Raw genomic sequence first — 15,026 nt, forward strand, 5'->3', positions numbered from 1 at the left:
AAGAGGCTGTTTTACTGCTCAAATTCCTTCGGAAAAGGACGCTCCAGCAGGTTGGCATAAATGAAACGATACATTTCATTGTCGCTATGCCTGTTCTTAATGCTGGTCCTCCAGCCATGACGCTCGCCAGGATATACCATGAACTCAAAATGTTTACCCAGGTTCTCCAGCTTGTCAACCAGCTGAATGCTGTTCTGCATATGCACGTTGTCATCCATAGTACCATGTACGATCCGGATAAGCCCTTTATAACGGTCGGCATAGGTCAGCGGAGAGGTAATGCGATACCCTTCCGGATTTTCCTGCGGTGTATCCATGTAACGCTCAGTGTAATGACTGTCATACAGGCGCCAGTCTGTTACGGCGAAGTTCGCCATACCATGAGTAAAGACATCAGCGCCATAGGTTAGCGCCATACAGGTCATATAACCGCCGAAACTGCCACCGGTGATACACACCTTGGTGGTATCCGTCCAGGGTTGTGCTCTTAACCATTTAGCGGCATCCATATAGTCTTCTATTTCATATTTACCTGTCTGACGGTGGATGTAGTTCATTCCCATTTTGCCCAGCTGACCGGAGCTACGGTTGTCGATCGCTACCTGAATCACGCCTTGTTCAGCCCACCATTGGGTGCTGAGCGGCATTTTCCAGTTGTCATATACGGTGCCGGCATCAGGGCCTCCATAAATACTAATCAGCACAGGGTACTTTTTGCCAGGTTGCATGTTCAGCGGCATGGTGATCGTCATTGGGAGTTCCAGGCCGTCACGGGTCTTGTAGTATTGCAGTTTGGTGCTGGCCAGATTGTACTGGTTGAATTGACTGCCTTTGGCATCTCCGAGTTCCCTTACTACTTTTCCTTTGTTGTTCAGCAAGGCCATTTTGGGCGGAGTGGACAGGTTGGAATAGGTGGTCACGAAGTAGCTGCCATTAGGGCTGGCATCTACAGCATGGAAATAGTCGCCGAAGGTAAGCCGGGTAATAACACCTGTTTTCATACTTACCTGGTACAGGTCTGTACGGGGAGATGCTTCTTTACGGGCCGTGAAGTAGATGATACCTTGTTTATTATCGATGGCGTCAATGCCTTTTACTGTCCAGTTACCTGACGTCAGCTGTTTGTTCAGTGAACCGTCCATATTATGCCAGTAAAGGTGTGACCAGCCCGTTTTATCGCTTTTCAGGATAAAACCTTTGCCCCCCGCGAGGAAGGGAATATGATCGAACCAATCAACCCAGGTAGCCTGTTTTTCACTGTATATTTCCTTTTTCTGACCGTTTTCAGGATTGATCTCATAGATCTTAAGGTTATCCTGTCCGCGGGGCATCCATTGTACCCAAAGGCGTCCTTCAGGAGTAAAGAAAGGGGCACCGAAGTACTGGTCTTCGTTTTCATTGAAGTCAGCCCATAATGTCCTGCCGCCTGTTACTGGTACGGTACCTATTTTAACGGCAGGATTGGTATCGCCGGCTTTAGGGTAGCGGGTGTTCTCCAGGTAGCCATGCTGTCCCTTTTCACTATAGATAGGGAAGACAGGTACTTTGGAGTCGTCGAAATGCATGTAAGCCAGGTAGCGGCTATCCGGGCTCCACCAGAAAGCGCGGTATTTAGAGGCACGTCCGAGGATCTCTTCATAGTATACCCACGATGCCCAACCGTTGTATACTACGTCAGAACCGTCTGTGGTGTAGCGGATCTCCTTTTTAGTGGCAATCTCAACGCTGTAGAGGTCATTGGCGCGGGTGAAGGCTACATATTTCCCGTCGGGAGAAAGTGTAGGGTTCTTTTCCTGGGTAGTATCACTTGTGAGTTGTGTTTCGGTACCTTCTGCGGAAGTATAGATAATGTCGTTATTACGTACGGCAACGGTAGCGCCTTCGGGAGGCGTTGCATAAGGTTCTGCTTTGCCGGTGGCTGCATCTACCTTCCAGGCCTTTGATGCGCCGCCCGCAGTGCGGTATTCGATGTAATGTGTGTCGTCTGCCCATCCCCGGACAGCTGGTAGTGGTTGATAGAGGCCGGTAGCTTCTCCCTTGAAGATCTGGCGGAAAGACAGGTCTTTTTTGTCCTGTGCCTGCAGACTGATACTGAGAAGGCTCAGTGCTGCATAACAGGCTGCCCTGTAATGTGTTGTATGCATGTGTTTAGCTCTGTTGTAAGATTTTTCCTAAAAAGAGCTAAAGTAATCAAATAAAGAAACGCGCAAACTGAAATTACGGATGAGCGGAGCTACGGACATTATTTCCCGGTATTGGCTATCATAATAGCCCCGGCCATCAGGGCTACGTCTTTCAGTAGCATGGTCAGTGAGGGGAGATCTTCTGTGGCATGCGGAATATGCACTGTCACAATAACGATCAATAGGAAAAGCGCCAGGAGATACCCCGCCAGTTTCACCATCACGTTAATTATAAAGGAGATAGCTGCCAGGATCAATCCCAGGCCGGTAATGTAGATCCAGGTCTTACCGCCGGGAATAGGCACCGCCCCTGCCATAATATTCGCATGTACAAAGTGGATAATGCCGAAGAGCCCCATCACAATGGCGTACAGGATAATAGCGACCCTGGTAGGAATGATTGTTTTCATGAGGTTTTGGTTTTTTAACAAATGTAGGGGGAAATAGTTGGGTATAGGCTGATGGGAATCAGGCGGAGGCCTAATAGAAAACGGGCGTATCTCAATGATACGCCCGTTGCTTAAATATGATAGCGAGCTTGGTAGCCCGGCTCAGATCTTTTCCGAAGGAAAGCTAAATACTACGCCATCTTCTCCGGCTTCATCTGCGGGAAGAACAGCACGTCCTGGATGGAAGGCTGATTGGTCATGATCATCGTCAGGCGGTCAATACCGATACCGATACCGGAGGTAGGCGGCATACCGTATTCCAGGGCACGGAGGAAGTCGTAGTCGATGTACATTGCCTCGTCGTCACCGCGTTCCATAAGCTGTACCTGCTCTTCGAAGCGTGCACGCTGATCGATCGGGTCATTCAGCTCGCTATAGGCGTTGGCCAGTTCCTTACCATTCACCATAAGCTCAAAACGCTCTACCAGTCCTGGTTTGCTACGGTGTTTCTTGGTCAGCGGGCTCATTTCCACCGGATAATCGATGATGAAGGTAGGCTGTACGTAGTGGCCTTCACATTTCTCACCGAAGATCTCGTCTATCAGCTTGCCTTTACCCATGCTAGGTTTAACATGGATGCCCAGCTTACCACAGGTAGCACGAAGCTGCTCTTCATCCATATTGGATACGTCGATGCCGGTGTGCTCAAGGATAGCGTCGTACATGCTGATACGGCGGAAAGGCGCTTTGAAGTTGATAGTTTTCTCTCCTACCTGTACTTCTGTTGTACCGTGAAGGGCTACTGCGATCTTTTCCAACAGGGTCTCTGTGGTGCGCATCATCCATTCATAGTCTTTATATGCAGCGTACATTTCCATTACGGTGAATTCCGGGTTGTGGGTACGGTCCATACCCTCATTACGGAAGTCTTTCGCAAATTCATATACACCTTCAAAACCACCTACGATGAGGCGTTTGAGATACAATTCATTAGCAATACGCAGGTACAGCGGAATGTCCAGCGCATTGTGGTGGGTTGTGAACGGACGGGCCGTTGCTCCACCAGGAATAGGCTGCAGGATAGGCGTTTCCACCTCCAGGTAGCCCAGATCGTTGTAGAAATCGCGGATCGTTTTCATGATCAGGGTGCGTTTGATGAACACATCCTTCACCTGCGGGTTCACGATCAGGTCTACATAACGCTGACGGTATTTGAACTCGGGATCGGTCACGGCGTCGAACACCTCACCTTCCTTTTCACGAACAGCCGGTAATGGACGTAGAGATTTCGCGAGGAAGTCCAGTTTTGTCACATGTATAGATAATTCCCCGGTTTTGGTAATGAAAGCATAACCTTTCACGCCAATAATATCTCCCAGGTCGAGCAGTTTTTTGAAAACGGTATCGAACATGGTCTTGTCCTCGCCGTTGCAGATATCATCGCGACGGATATATAGCTGGATCTGTGTGGTATGGTCCTGGATCGACACAAAAGCCGCCTTTCCCATGTCACGTGACCTCATGATACGGCCAGCCAGGCAAACATCCTGGAACTGGTCTTTGGTCTCTTCCGAATACAGCGCCTTGATATTGGCGGCAGTATTATTAACCGGATATTCTTCCGCCGGATAAGGGTTGATGCCCAGTTTCTCCAGTTCCTGCAGTTTCTCCCTGCGTATGATCTCTTGCTCAGATAATGGTGTCATGTAGTACTGATTACAATAATGGAGTGCAAAAATAGTCGATTTAAGGGGGAAATGAACGAAACGTGGAATTGGCACCAAATTTTCATTACACATAAGCCCCCTACCGGGATTTCATCAACTACTAAAACAACACAGGATGAAAACCATCATCGTACCAACCGATTTTTCCGCCACTGCTTATAATGCAGCCCGTTATGCCCTGGGACTGGCGCATCAGATGGGCACTACCCGGATCGTACTTTTTCATGCATATGAGCTGATAGTACCGATCCCGGATGTTCCGACCTCGCTTCCCATGGTCGATCCCAATGAATTGAAAGAAGCCAGCCTGGAAGGCCTGGAACGGATGAAACAAGACCTCCTGGCCGAATTGCCCGAGGGCGTAACGTTGGACTACCGGGCAGATAATACCCTGCTGGCTGCCCATGCGGATACCCTCAGTAAAGAGGAACATGCAGACCTGATCGTAATGGGGACCACCGGTGGAAATCAGCTGGAAGAGATCCTGATCGGCTCTAATACGATAGATGTGGTGAAACATACGACCTGTCCTGTGCTGATCGTGCCTTCGGGTGCGACGTTTAAGCCTATTAATAAGATCGTGTTTGCCTGCGACTTCAAAAAGGTGGGAACGGGTACGCCAGTTTATCCGCTGAAACGCCTGCTGAACGTTTTCCAGGCTGAATTACATGTGCTGAATATCGATAAGGAAGGTAAAGGACTGAGTGCCGGCACCTCTGAGGCTAGTCTGCTGCTGGATACTTTGCTGGAAGGACATCACCCTAAATATCATTTCGTGGACCATAGCAATGTGGTACAGGGTATTATGGAGTTTGCCGATAAGGAGAACGCAGATATCATTCTGACCATTCCACGGAAACATGGGTTGTTTGAAGGGATCTTTAAACGGAGCCGTACGGCCCAGCTGGCATTCCATACGCATATTCCATTGCTGGCTATACATGAATAGCCGGCAATATTTTCCATCTTACCGCTCGTCCTTCCATTAAACTTCCGGGGTTCTTTTTGTTCTAACTTTATATCAACGGATCTTAAATATTGTTACTATTTTGCATATTAAACCACAACATCAATCTATGTACAAGAAACTGTGTCTATTGTTATTATCCAGTGTAGCCTTCCTGCCGGCATCGCAGGCCCAGTTGCTGAAAAAGCTGGGAGATGCTGCCAATTCTGCCGTATCTAAAACATCCGGTGCTAATATTACCCAGGGTGAAGCAGGTAATGCCATTAAAGAAGCCCTGTCTAAAGGCGTGGCTAACGGTATTGCTTCCCTGAACAAGAAAGATGGCTTTTTCGGAAATGAAATATATAAACTCTTATTACCTCCTGATGCCGTGAAGATCGGTAATACCCTTCGTTCCGTAGGACTGGGCAGCCAGGTGGATAAAGCGATCCTGTCTATTAACCGTGCTGCGGAATCGGCTGTAGGTTCTGCTGCGCCTATCTTCGTAAATGCGATCAAAGAGATGAGCATCCAGGATGCATTGAAACTGGTTTCCGGTGGCAACAATGCAGCTACTGAATATTTTAAAGGTAAAACCACCGACCAGCTGAAAGCTGCTTTTTCTCCTGTGATAAAAAGCAATCTTGACAGCACCAGTGCTACTAAATATTATGGAGATATCGTGACATCGTATAACAAGCTGCCAACTACTTTCAACAAGGTGAATCCTGATCTGCAGGACTATGTAACCGGTATGGCGGTGAATGCGTTGTTTGACCAGATCGCAAAAGAGGAAGCGAACATCCGTGCGAATCCTGGTGCAAGAACTACTGACCTGTTAAAGAAGGTTTTCAGTAAATAATAACTTATTAAGGATAGATAGTAAAAACGCCTCGTGTCTTTCGATACGAGGCGTTTTGTATTTATGTTGATGCTTAGAAACTTCCTGCCAGCAATACCTGCCAGGCATCCTGTACCCGCCCGCTTTCCAGCAGGCGTTGCGCATGACGGTGCAATTCTTTCTCCATTTCGTCGGGCGTAATGCTGTAATACTGGATGATATTTTTCAGATGATCATCTTCAAAAGCAGGATCTACAACAGGTTGCTGTTGTACGTTGGCCAACTGTCCGAGATTGTTGCCTGTAAGGATACAGCTTTGCCTGATGGATGCCGGTAATGCATCTATTCCTATACCCAGTTCAGTTATGGGTTTTGCTACTTCAAATACGGCTGCGCCGGATGCCCTGCAGTAATAATCCCCTCCCATTCTTGCTACGAGGTCTATCTTATGTGGATCGATAGCGCCGTTCTCATTTAAGACAGCATCATTGATGTGGATCAGCACCGGCTCGCAGATGATAAGATTACCGGCGCCCCCTTCCTTTCCCTGTGGCAGCACTTCCCTTACAATACACTCAAACTGTACCGGACTTTCTTTTACACGGAAAGGTTTCACTTTTTCGGAAGCTATTGGTGTAAAACCTGACTTCTCAAATTCGTTGATGCCTTTCGGATATTCACAGCTGGAAAGTGATGTTTGCTGTACCATGGAATAAGTGACAACATTGATCACTACCTCCATTGTTTCCAGTATGTTTTCCAGTGTATGCTTGGTCGTATTGTCACGAACCCTGCGGGAAGGTGAAAATATAAGTGTGGGAGGATTACTGCCGAATAAATTAAAGAAGCTGAAGGGCGACAGGTTCGGGCGTCCGTCCTTGTCGAGCGTACTGGCAAAACAAATAGGTCTGGGCGCAACTGCTCCCTGCAAATAGTTATGCAGTTGAGCTGTTTTCATCTGCCCTGGAATGATCTGCATGTAGTGTTGTTATTTTTTCAGTTTCAGGATGGAGAAGGTAGAATCTTCTTCCACTATGGTGTTTGAAAGTGTGCCTAATCCGTCTATTGTCATTTCCACTTTATCACCTGGTTTTAACCATTGCTCCTGGTAGTTAGGATCATTAAGTTTGCCGGTGCCATTCAGCTCAAGGAAGCAGCCGGTACCAACGGTGCCACTGCCAATAACATCGCCGGGCAGGATGTTCGCGCCATATGCACAACGTTCTATGATCTCTGCAAAGGTCCAGTCCATATCGCCCATGTTGCCTTCACTGACTTGCACACCATTGATGCGGCAGGTCATTTTCAGATTGTAGTTCTTACCTGTGTGTCCCGGTTTGGTAGGAATGATAAGATGTTCCAGTTCATCGGGTGTAACCAGCATAGGGCCGATCACTGTGCTGAAATCCTTTCCTTTGGCGGGACCAAGATTCAGTTTCATTTCTTCCATCTGCAATGTGCGGGCACTCATGTCGTTCATGATCATGAAGCCGGCGATGTAGTTGTCTGCTTCAGCTGCAGGTATGTTCCGGCCTGGCTTACAGATGACAACAGCAGCCTCCAGTTCAAAGTCGAGCTTATCGAAATGGTCAGGCATGCAGTAGATATCGCCAGGACCTTGTATAGCATTGTGATTGGTAAAATAGAAGATCGGATACTGATCAAACTCTGGGATCATATCAATACGCCGGTTACGTCGTGCAGCCGCTACGTGCTGACGGAAAGCATAACCATCACGGCAGGAAGTGGGGAACGGTACCGGGGCAAGAATGTCTACAGACTGGTATGGCACCGGGGCGGCAACACCAACAGGCTTACCTGCCTTTAACTGCGCTTCTGCTGCGCGGGCAATATCTATCACTTCTTCCCACATAAGCAGGAAATGCTGCATGTTGCCGGGTAACTGAGGGTCCAGGTCTTGTGTGTTATACAGTTGATCGCCTATGAGGATGGCCAGCTGGTCAACCTCATCCCGGAGGTAAGTAACAAGTTTCATAATGTAGTTGGTTCTGGTTGTATGATCTGTAAATATAGGAAAATGAAATGGCTGCAAGTAAATGATATAGCCAGATAGGGGTTGCTGTGAAGAATGCCGTCAATATAACAGTGCGTTCAATGATCTATATTCATTCGTTTTTCACTTTAGGAGGGCATGAACATAGATAATTTAATATGGTATGTGTAAAGTGTTTCGTATTGATCTTCTTTATGTTATATGCTATACTATTTTAAGGCGGCTTGCACTGGTACTGTTAATTCAGTAAATAAAGGTATCATTACAACACGAAAGGTTCTGTGGCAAATATGTTATTACTCCAAAGAGATGTGGTTACCCCTGCACCCATGAAATAGCCAAGAAATTTATAACAACATACATCCATGGCTGATAAGATCGGCATAATATTCGCGGATAGCTCTTTCGGCTATAGATTATAGATTAAGAAACAACGTATCATTCGTTTAAGCACTTATTTGTACTAAATAAAGGAGTTATGAAGTTTGATAAGATTAAGAACAAGGGACAGGCACGGTTATTTGAAAGCAGGTATTTAGAGATGCTCACCAAAACACACCCCCTTGTAATCTGGGCAATGTACGTCCCAATCATCGGTTACATGTTATATTACAGCAATACCGTCTTAGGTTTTAGTATTGCACGGGTCATTACAGTCTTCCTGGGTGCCATGTTTTTCTGGACATTCTTTGAATACATCATGCACCGCTATCTGTTCCATTTCAGTAGCGAAAGTCCCAGAGTAAAAAGGATCATTTATGTAATGCATGGCAACCACCATGAGTACCCCCGTGACAAGCAAAGATTATTCATGCCTCCTGTGCCCAGCCTGATCCTGGCTTCTATTATTTTCGGTGCACAGTATTTTTTCCTGAGACAGTATGCTTTTATGTTCTTTCCTGGTTTTATGCTGGGATACCTGATCTATGGAAGCATGCACTATGCGATACATGCGTGGAACCCACCGAATAAATTGCTGAAGCCTGTATGGCGCAATCATCACCTGCATCATTACAAAGGAGATGAAAAGGGATTTGGTGTAAGTACCAGTGTATGGGACCACATCTTCGGAACAAGCTTTGACCTGGAAAAAGAGAAAGAAGATAAGGAGAAAGTGAGGGAATTAATGTTCAATAAACAGTAGCCTGTTCACCATTTTTCTTCACCGTCATCTGGTGGCGGCTGGCTATAAATTTTACGGGAAATGATCTTTTCCTGTTGTCTTTCTATCAGCAATGCGGCGATCTTTTTATACACAGCTGGCGTAAGATCTGATTCCAGTATACGGCGGATCTTAAACTCAGAAACATCCACTTTATAAAGTAGCAGCACGAATTGTTGAAAGTCTGTACTTATCAGGAGCTCTAATTTCTCAGCGAGTAATGATTCCAGTTGATCGTAAGTAATGTCCGGGGCAGTCTGCAGCGCGGCATCTGCTGAAAGTTCGGCAGTAGTTTCCGGAAGTAATTGTATCATACGCAAAAATAAAAAGGTCCTGTCTCAGACAGGACCTTTTCTATGTTATTTCATTTGTTTGATCTTGTAGGAGGCGTTGGTCACTATCTTCACCGGCACCTTGATATCTTTCTTGATCCGTTTCGCCTTATTGGCCTTATAGGTGTAAGTACCGTTCATTTCTGTGTTCTGTGCACAGATGCTGGGTAAGCCGGTATTACGGTCAATCAGGTAGTTGGTCATGATATCTCCGTCTATTTCGGCGGTAGCCTGTATGCCGTCTTCGATGGTAAAGGTTTCCACTTTGTTGGTAGTTACTTTACCGGTGCCATTGATCTTGGCAGTTTGGGCATCCCAGGTCTGCAGATTCCAGTACAGGTCAATATTACCTACCAGACCGGTACGGATGGGCACATTTTCTTCCCAGCGGGTACCTGTTTTGATACTGCGAACGGGATATATTACCAGGAGCTGTTCCAGCCAGGAGCGGAACGCGTTGGTCCCGAACTGGTCTTTCATGAGTTTCTTATAGGCTTCCTGCTCATCGTCCTTCAGGTTCGTGAAGGTAGCAGATGCTTTATCCAGCAGTTCATCCAGCCCGGTGATCTTGTTAATGAAACCGGTAGAGGAAAGATCTACTGTAAAAGGATGTTCGAGTATGCTTTTCAGGGCTGCCTGGAAAGGTTCTTTATCATTCGGTACGGCGGCGTCAACGAGAATGTTCTGGTTACGTGCGTTGAAGTTGAATTTAAGTTCTTTATACTTAAAGATAAGATATGCATGACCAGGGATGACATCGTCCACCTGGATACTGATACTGTTGTTAAAGTCGCGGGTCACGCGCTGCATCACATCATCTACGGTAGTATATGTTTCGCTACGGCTTTCCTGTTTCAGTTCAAACTGCTGTCCTTTCTGAAAATTGTAGGCAAGGTCTACATAGTCTCTTTTTTCATCCTGCAACTGAGCTTTTACCGGCAGGGCCAGTACTGCTCCCATCGCCAATGACACCAAAAATCGCTTCATCATTACGCTTTATTTATTATACATACTTTTCAATTACGCCAAGACCGAAAAGGGCAAAGTCATATTTAGCAGGGTCCAGCGGGTCCAGTTGTCTGAGTTGCTCGGTTAGGGCAAGCGCTGTTTTCCAATCTGACTTTGCGGCAGGGATCAATCCCAGTCTGGTGGCCACTCTACCCACATGTACGTCCATCGGGCAAACCAGCTGAGATGGCTGAATATGCTGCCATAGTCCAAAATCCACGCCATTTTCGTCTTTTCTGACCATCCAGCGAAGGTACATATTCAATCTTTTACATGCTGAATTTCTGGCCGGAGTAGAAATATGCTTCCTCGTGCGTTCCGGGTGTTCCGGGAGAAAGAACATATGATGGAAGCCTCTGAGGGCATTTTCGATCGTTTCGTCTTCGGCAGTGATATGGCCGCTGAAGGCAAATTCGAGGGAGGTGACGTCTGTATAATATCCCTGGAGATATTCTACAAAGTACATCAGGTCTACTCCGTTAAAGGTACGATGGCAGAACTGGAGCAGTTTCATCCGCTCTTTGGGCTTATGGTTCAGGATGAAGTCGTAAGGAGCGTCGTCCATGAGTTTCATCAGTTCCGTACACTTATTAATGATGGTGGTTCGGTTACCCCAGGCAAGAATGGCAGCAAATAAACCGGCAATTTCAATATCCTGAAGTTTTGTAAACCTGTGAGGTATGCATATCGGATCTCCGGGAATGAAATCCGGGGTATTGTAGTATACCGCTTTCGTATCTAAGAAGGCCTTCAGTTGCTCGAATTTCATAATGGTATGCTCGGTTTAGTGCTGATATTCCGGAGTGCGATACGCCGGCAGTCCGAAAAATAAGGAAAGATGTTCATACTATATCAATTTATATAGATAATTGGTTATCTGATATATATTATTGAGAATGAGCATTTGTGAGTATTCCGGAGGAGAATGTGCCGTATTTTCCGGTTGAGGTTGTGTTAGTTTGAGGATGTACGATGAGTACATCCTCAAACCTTCCTGGAAGAATTGCTTCCAGGATCTGATATATGGTTATTATCCGATCGCTTTCTGCAGGTCGGCAATTAAGTCTTCAACATCTTCGATACCAACACTTAAGCGGATGAGGGAATCTACCAGGCCGTTGGCAACGCGGTCTTCTCTGGGAATGGAGGCATGGGTCATACTGGCCGGGTGACCTATCAGCGACTCTACCCCTCCAAGTGATTCCGCAAGAGAGAAGAGATGTGTGCCGCTAAGTACTTTAAAAGCGGCCTCCTGGCTGTCGTCTTTCAGTGTGAAAGAGATCATGCCACCGAAACTTTTCATCTGCTGTTTGGCAATATGGTGGTTAGGATGATCTTCAAAACCGCACCAGTATACTTTATCCACTTTAGGATGCTGGCGGAGGAACTGTGCGACAGCAGCGCCATTCTCACAATGCCGTTGCATACGGACGTGCAGGGTTTTCAGGCCACGTAATACAAGGAAACAATCCTGCGGGCCAGGTACTGCACCGCAGCTGTTCTGTATGAAATAGAGTTGTTGCGCCAGCGCATCGTCTTTTACGATCACAGCTCCGTGTACAACATCGCTATGGCCACCGAGGTATTTGGTAGCGCTGTGTACAACAATATGTGCACCCAGGTCCAATGGATTCTGGAGATAAGGAGAAGCGAAGGTGTTATCAACACAGAGCAGGATATTATGTTCCTGTGCAATTTTTGCGCTGGCGGCAATGTCGATAATGTTCAGCAGTGGATTGGTAGGCGTTTCTATCCAGATCAGCTTGGTTTTGGGCGTAATATAACTGCGGATATTTTCAGCCTCCTGCATACCGATAAACTGGAATTTTATGCCGTACCGTTCAAACACTTTGGTGAAGATGCGGTAGGTACCGCCATAAAGATCGTTAGAGGCGATAACCTCATCGCCGGGGTTGAGCAACTTCATGATCGCATCGGTGGCGGCCAGGCCGCTGCCGAAGGAAATGCCGTATTTACCATTCTCGATGGCAGCCAGGGCCGACTGTAATGCATCGCGGGTTGGGTTCTGTGTGCGGGCGTACTCATAGCCTTTATGCTGGCCTGGAGCGCTCTGGACATAGGTGGAAGTTTGAAAGATCGGGGTCATAATGGCCCCGGTTGACGGATCGGGGCTTACGCCTGCGTGTATGAGTTTAGTTCCCAGCTTCATGCCTGAATATTTTATTATTTAGAAGATCTGTAGTGTGAAAGTTCCAAAGGTACTAATTCCGGCATAACGGCGAATCGGGGCGGTATGGATGCAGGGAGCGGTACGTATAGGTTCACCTGTGAGTTGTATGTCAAAGACATCCAATCAGATAGCTGTTCAGATAATAAAAAAGGCAAATAAGTAATTCTACGCAGCAACAGACTGAGGTATAAATACGCTGTACTGGCGCGGGTTTTGTCCGAAATCGCTCTTGAAAGTTCCTTCACGGATAAAAATGCAACATTCACGAACAAAATTTGTTCACTCAGCCGAAACCGTAGTTTCCGCGCAGTTAATCGCCCTACATTTGTTAAGGTTTTTCATAGGATATGGTTAAAATTCTTAGGCGGTATTCTTACCGCCTTTTTTCTTACTTAATTAAAAAGCGAAAAGGGAATAGCTTGCTATTCCCTTTTCGCTTTTTATCTTTTCTGTTATCTGTTGTTGTGTAAACTATCTTCTTGTTGCAGAGGGGTAGAAATGATCTGCTGTTCACATGTCAATCTTAGTTCGCTGTTAATAGTCAGGATAGCCTATTTTTTCTTTCCTGTCTTTACTCCTGTTGATGGTGCTTTATCAGACCATTTGATAGGGAGACTTACGCTGGTGGTATCCCAGGCAACGACGAGGTTAGCGCCATAATCTGCTTTTTCAAAAACGATGGTAAATGGTTCAACAGGCGAGTTCAGTTTAACAACAGGTACTTCTGTTCTTACTATGTCTTTGCGCTGATCGTATTTGAAGGCGCCCCAGATATCTGTTTCGCGGTTTACGATCATCGTCCATTTCTGTTCAGAAAGCTGTGCGTACAGTGTATAACGGCCCTTTGGAATGTTTTTGCCACCGATTGTTACAGCACGGAAGAACTCAATTTCAGTAGCCTCGTTGGCGCCCAGGCGATAGATCTCCCCGTATGATTCCAGTTCACCGAAGATCTTTCTGCCTTTCTTCTGCGGACGGCTATAAATAACACGTGCAACCAGTGATCCCGGTTCACCTTTTACTTTCACGACATAAGGATACATTACAGGGTAATAGGCCATGTCCATAGGGCTGGAGTCTAACGGGGGCATCTTCTTGTCCTGTGCATAGCTGGAGAGACCGGTGAGGCCCGCTATGACGATAAGCAGCATTACTCGTACTAAATTTTTCATTGTTGGCTATCAATTCAGATGTTAAGAATAATAGTGCAAACGTACGATTTAATGCGGGTAAGTTTTAACGAAGGTTACTAATTCAGGGAAGAAGGAACGGTAATGCGCAGCAAGTGTCTCGTAGTTTTCTTTTAGTACTGTAAACGGAGCATCCGCAGTAACTTCAAGATATTTAGCCCTGTGCACGATACCACCGAAACTCTTAAAAATGCCGTCCATAAACCTGTAGCCATAAAGCCAGTCATGCTGCCGCATGTAGTGAAATACCTGTTGGAATACAGGCGGCAATATTTCATGATGGTTGGCCAGTATTGTATAAACCTGTCTAGAGAAGGAAGTTAAAGAAGTGTCTGTAAAAATGGAATCATCCGTAGCAAGGAAATGATCGTACACGATGTCAATGAATACGGCGCTGTATCTGCCACACGAAGGCTGAAAGTATTCCCTGGCGGCCAATGTAACAGGATGCGTATCTGTGAATGTATCGATAGCTCTATGTAATTGTATACCCTGCTGTATGCCCTGATCATATTCCTGCCATTGTTTGCCTTTTACATAATCAGCGATCATGTTGCCAACTGTAATGGATGGATCAAGGAACGAAAGATATGCGTGGGCCAGGTAGTTCATACACTGAAGATAGAATATCTTTTGCAGCTGCTGTTCTTAACATGCGCATGCACGATATACGGATCCAATGTTAAGCTGGTATTAAGTCTGTTAATCAATTCGTTAAATCACCGGTTTAGGTGAGTTTTTATACCGTTTATGGTGATTGTCAGTGAAGGAAAATGTTTTGACATTTGTGTCGTCATGTTGAAAAAACAACCCGAGTAAAAGCAGTGAACAAAAATCGTTAACCATTGGTAAAGGAACAAAGAGAACTGCGTTAAGTTCCATTCGTCAATGATCCCGGAATTCCGTCCAGTTTAACAAAAGCTTAACGGAGACCCTTGCAACAATCGGGCTTTCAGTGCAACATGTGCATGGCAAAGGAAGTATATGGCAAGCGGAGGTATGTTTATGATGCTGAAGATATAAGTGACTATAGTCAATTAATC

14 protein-coding genes are annotated in these 15,026 nt (G+C 46.1%); 3 read left to right on the forward strand and 11 right to left on the reverse strand.

Annotated elements, in window-relative coordinates; genetic code table 11:
• Nucleotides 1-11 precede the first annotated feature (11 nt).
• The 3 genes from C7475_RS12290 to lysS form a co-directional block, all read right to left on the reverse strand.
• Complete coding sequence (locus C7475_RS12290; protein WP_110053637.1) at nucleotides 12-2,144, reverse strand: S9 family peptidase; 2,133 nt, start codon at nucleotides 2,142-2,144, stop codon at nucleotides 12-14.
• A gap of 98 nt (nucleotides 2,145-2,242) precedes the next feature.
• On the reverse strand, nucleotides 2,243-2,593 hold the full coding sequence (locus C7475_RS12295) for a DoxX family protein (protein WP_110053638.1): 351 nt from the start codon (nucleotides 2,591-2,593) through the stop codon (nucleotides 2,243-2,245).
• Nucleotides 2,594-2,763: 170 nt separating this feature from the next.
• Nucleotides 2,764-4,278, reverse strand: a complete 1,515-nt coding sequence (gene lysS / locus C7475_RS12300) for a lysine--tRNA ligase (RefSeq protein WP_110053639.1) — start codon at nucleotides 4,276-4,278, stop codon at nucleotides 2,764-2,766.
• Between the two features lie 136 nt (nucleotides 4,279-4,414).
• On the opposite strand from lysS, the gene C7475_RS12305 reads away from it, so the two are divergent.
• Together C7475_RS12305 and C7475_RS12310 are read left to right on the forward strand one after the other, a co-directional pair.
• Nucleotides 4,415-5,248: a universal stress protein gene (locus C7475_RS12305; protein ID WP_110053640.1), complete on the forward strand. Its 834-nt coding sequence runs from the start codon at nucleotides 4,415-4,417 to the stop codon at nucleotides 5,246-5,248.
• A 127-nt stretch (nucleotides 5,249-5,375) separates the two neighbouring features.
• On the forward strand, nucleotides 5,376-6,107 hold the full coding sequence (locus C7475_RS12310; RefSeq protein WP_110053641.1) for a DUF4197 domain-containing protein: 732 nt from the start codon (nucleotides 5,376-5,378) through the stop codon (nucleotides 6,105-6,107).
• Between the two features lie 73 nt (nucleotides 6,108-6,180).
• Here C7475_RS12310 and C7475_RS12315 read toward each other — a convergent pair whose 3' ends face one another.
• Nucleotides 6,181-7,065 (reverse strand): flavin reductase family protein, encoded by an 885-nt coding sequence (locus C7475_RS12315; protein ID WP_110053642.1) that lies wholly within the window; start codon nucleotides 7,063-7,065, stop codon nucleotides 6,181-6,183.
• A gap of 9 nt (nucleotides 7,066-7,074) precedes the next feature.
• A complete protein-coding gene (locus C7475_RS12320) occupies nucleotides 7,075-8,082 on the reverse strand; it encodes a fumarylacetoacetate hydrolase family protein (RefSeq protein WP_110053643.1) in 1,008 nt (335 codons plus the stop codon).
• A gap of 496 nt (nucleotides 8,083-8,578) precedes the next feature.
• Between C7475_RS12320 and C7475_RS12325 the strand changes: the two genes are divergently transcribed.
• A complete protein-coding gene (locus tag C7475_RS12325) occupies nucleotides 8,579-9,244 on the forward strand; it encodes a sterol desaturase family protein (RefSeq protein ID WP_110053644.1) in 666 nt (221 codons plus the stop codon).
• Nucleotides 9,245-9,249: 5 nt separating this feature from the next.
• Here the strand turns inward: C7475_RS12325 and C7475_RS12330 are convergent, their stop codons facing one another.
• The 6 genes from C7475_RS12330 to C7475_RS12355 form a co-directional block, all read right to left on the reverse strand.
• Entirely contained in the window at nucleotides 9,250-9,576 is a 327-nt protein-coding gene (locus tag C7475_RS12330) for a hypothetical protein (protein ID WP_110053645.1), read from the reverse strand.
• Nucleotides 9,577-9,621: 45 nt separating this feature from the next.
• Nucleotides 9,622-10,584, reverse strand: a complete 963-nt coding sequence (locus C7475_RS12335; RefSeq protein WP_146217532.1) for a DUF6263 family protein — start codon at nucleotides 10,582-10,584, stop codon at nucleotides 9,622-9,624.
• Between the two features lie 13 nt (nucleotides 10,585-10,597).
• Complete coding sequence (locus tag C7475_RS12340) at nucleotides 10,598-11,371, reverse strand: TIGR02757 family protein (protein ID WP_110053647.1); 774 nt, start codon at nucleotides 11,369-11,371, stop codon at nucleotides 10,598-10,600.
• A 261-nt stretch (nucleotides 11,372-11,632) separates the two neighbouring features.
• Entirely contained in the window at nucleotides 11,633-12,772 is a 1,140-nt protein-coding gene (locus C7475_RS12345) for a cystathionine gamma-synthase (protein WP_110053648.1), read from the reverse strand.
• Nucleotides 12,773-13,344: 572 nt separating this feature from the next.
• Nucleotides 13,345-13,965, reverse strand: a complete 621-nt coding sequence (locus C7475_RS12350; RefSeq protein WP_233259833.1) for a DUF2911 domain-containing protein — start codon at nucleotides 13,963-13,965, stop codon at nucleotides 13,345-13,347.
• Nucleotides 13,966-14,013: 48 nt separating this feature from the next.
• Nucleotides 14,014-14,595, reverse strand: a complete 582-nt coding sequence (locus C7475_RS12355; RefSeq protein WP_110053650.1) for an ACP phosphodiesterase — start codon at nucleotides 14,593-14,595, stop codon at nucleotides 14,014-14,016.
• Between the last annotated feature and the right edge of the window lie 431 nt (nucleotides 14,596-15,026).

This window comes from Chitinophaga sp. S165 (assembly GCF_003182155.1).
Lineage (GTDB): Bacteria > Bacteroidota > Bacteroidia > Chitinophagales > Chitinophagaceae > Chitinophaga.

Bases quoted from the DNA above. Each gene is read 5' to 3' on its own strand.
- C7475_RS12290 (WP_110053637.1), bottom strand. From the start codon at position 2,144: ATGCATACAACACATTACAGGGCAGCCTGTTATGCAGCACTGAGCCTT.
- C7475_RS12310 (WP_110053641.1), top strand. From the start codon at position 5,376: ATGTACAAGAAACTGTGTCTATTGTTATTATCCAGTGTAGCCTTCCTG.
- C7475_RS12330 (WP_110053645.1), bottom strand. From the start codon at position 9,576: ATGATACAATTACTTCCGGAAACTACTGCCGAACTTTCAGCAGATGCC.
- C7475_RS12325 (WP_110053644.1), top strand. From the start codon at position 8,579: ATGAAGTTTGATAAGATTAAGAACAAGGGACAGGCACGGTTATTTGAA.
- C7475_RS12305 (WP_110053640.1), top strand. From the start codon at position 4,415: ATGAAAACCATCATCGTACCAACCGATTTTTCCGCCACTGCTTATAAT.
- C7475_RS12355 (WP_110053650.1), bottom strand. From the start codon at position 14,595: ATGAACTACCTGGCCCACGCATATCTTTCGTTCCTTGATCCATCCATT.
- C7475_RS12335 (WP_146217532.1), bottom strand. From the start codon at position 10,584: ATGATGAAGCGATTTTTGGTGTCATTGGCGATGGGAGCAGTACTGGCC.
- C7475_RS12295 (WP_110053638.1), bottom strand. From the start codon at position 2,593: ATGAAAACAATCATTCCTACCAGGGTCGCTATTATCCTGTACGCCATT.
- C7475_RS12350 (WP_233259833.1), bottom strand. From the start codon at position 13,965: ATGAAAAATTTAGTACGAGTAATGCTGCTTATCGTCATAGCGGGCCTC.
- lysS (WP_110053639.1), bottom strand. From the start codon at position 4,278: ATGACACCATTATCTGAGCAAGAGATCATACGCAGGGAGAAACTGCAG.
- C7475_RS12320 (WP_110053643.1), bottom strand. From the start codon at position 8,082: ATGAAACTTGTTACTTACCTCCGGGATGAGGTTGACCAGCTGGCCATC.
- C7475_RS12315 (WP_110053642.1), bottom strand. From the start codon at position 7,065: ATGCAGATCATTCCAGGGCAGATGAAAACAGCTCAACTGCATAACTAT.
- C7475_RS12345 (WP_110053648.1), bottom strand. From the start codon at position 12,772: ATGAAGCTGGGAACTAAACTCATACACGCAGGCGTAAGCCCCGATCCG.
- C7475_RS12340 (WP_110053647.1), bottom strand. From the start codon at position 11,371: ATGAAATTCGAGCAACTGAAGGCCTTCTTAGATACGAAAGCGGTATAC.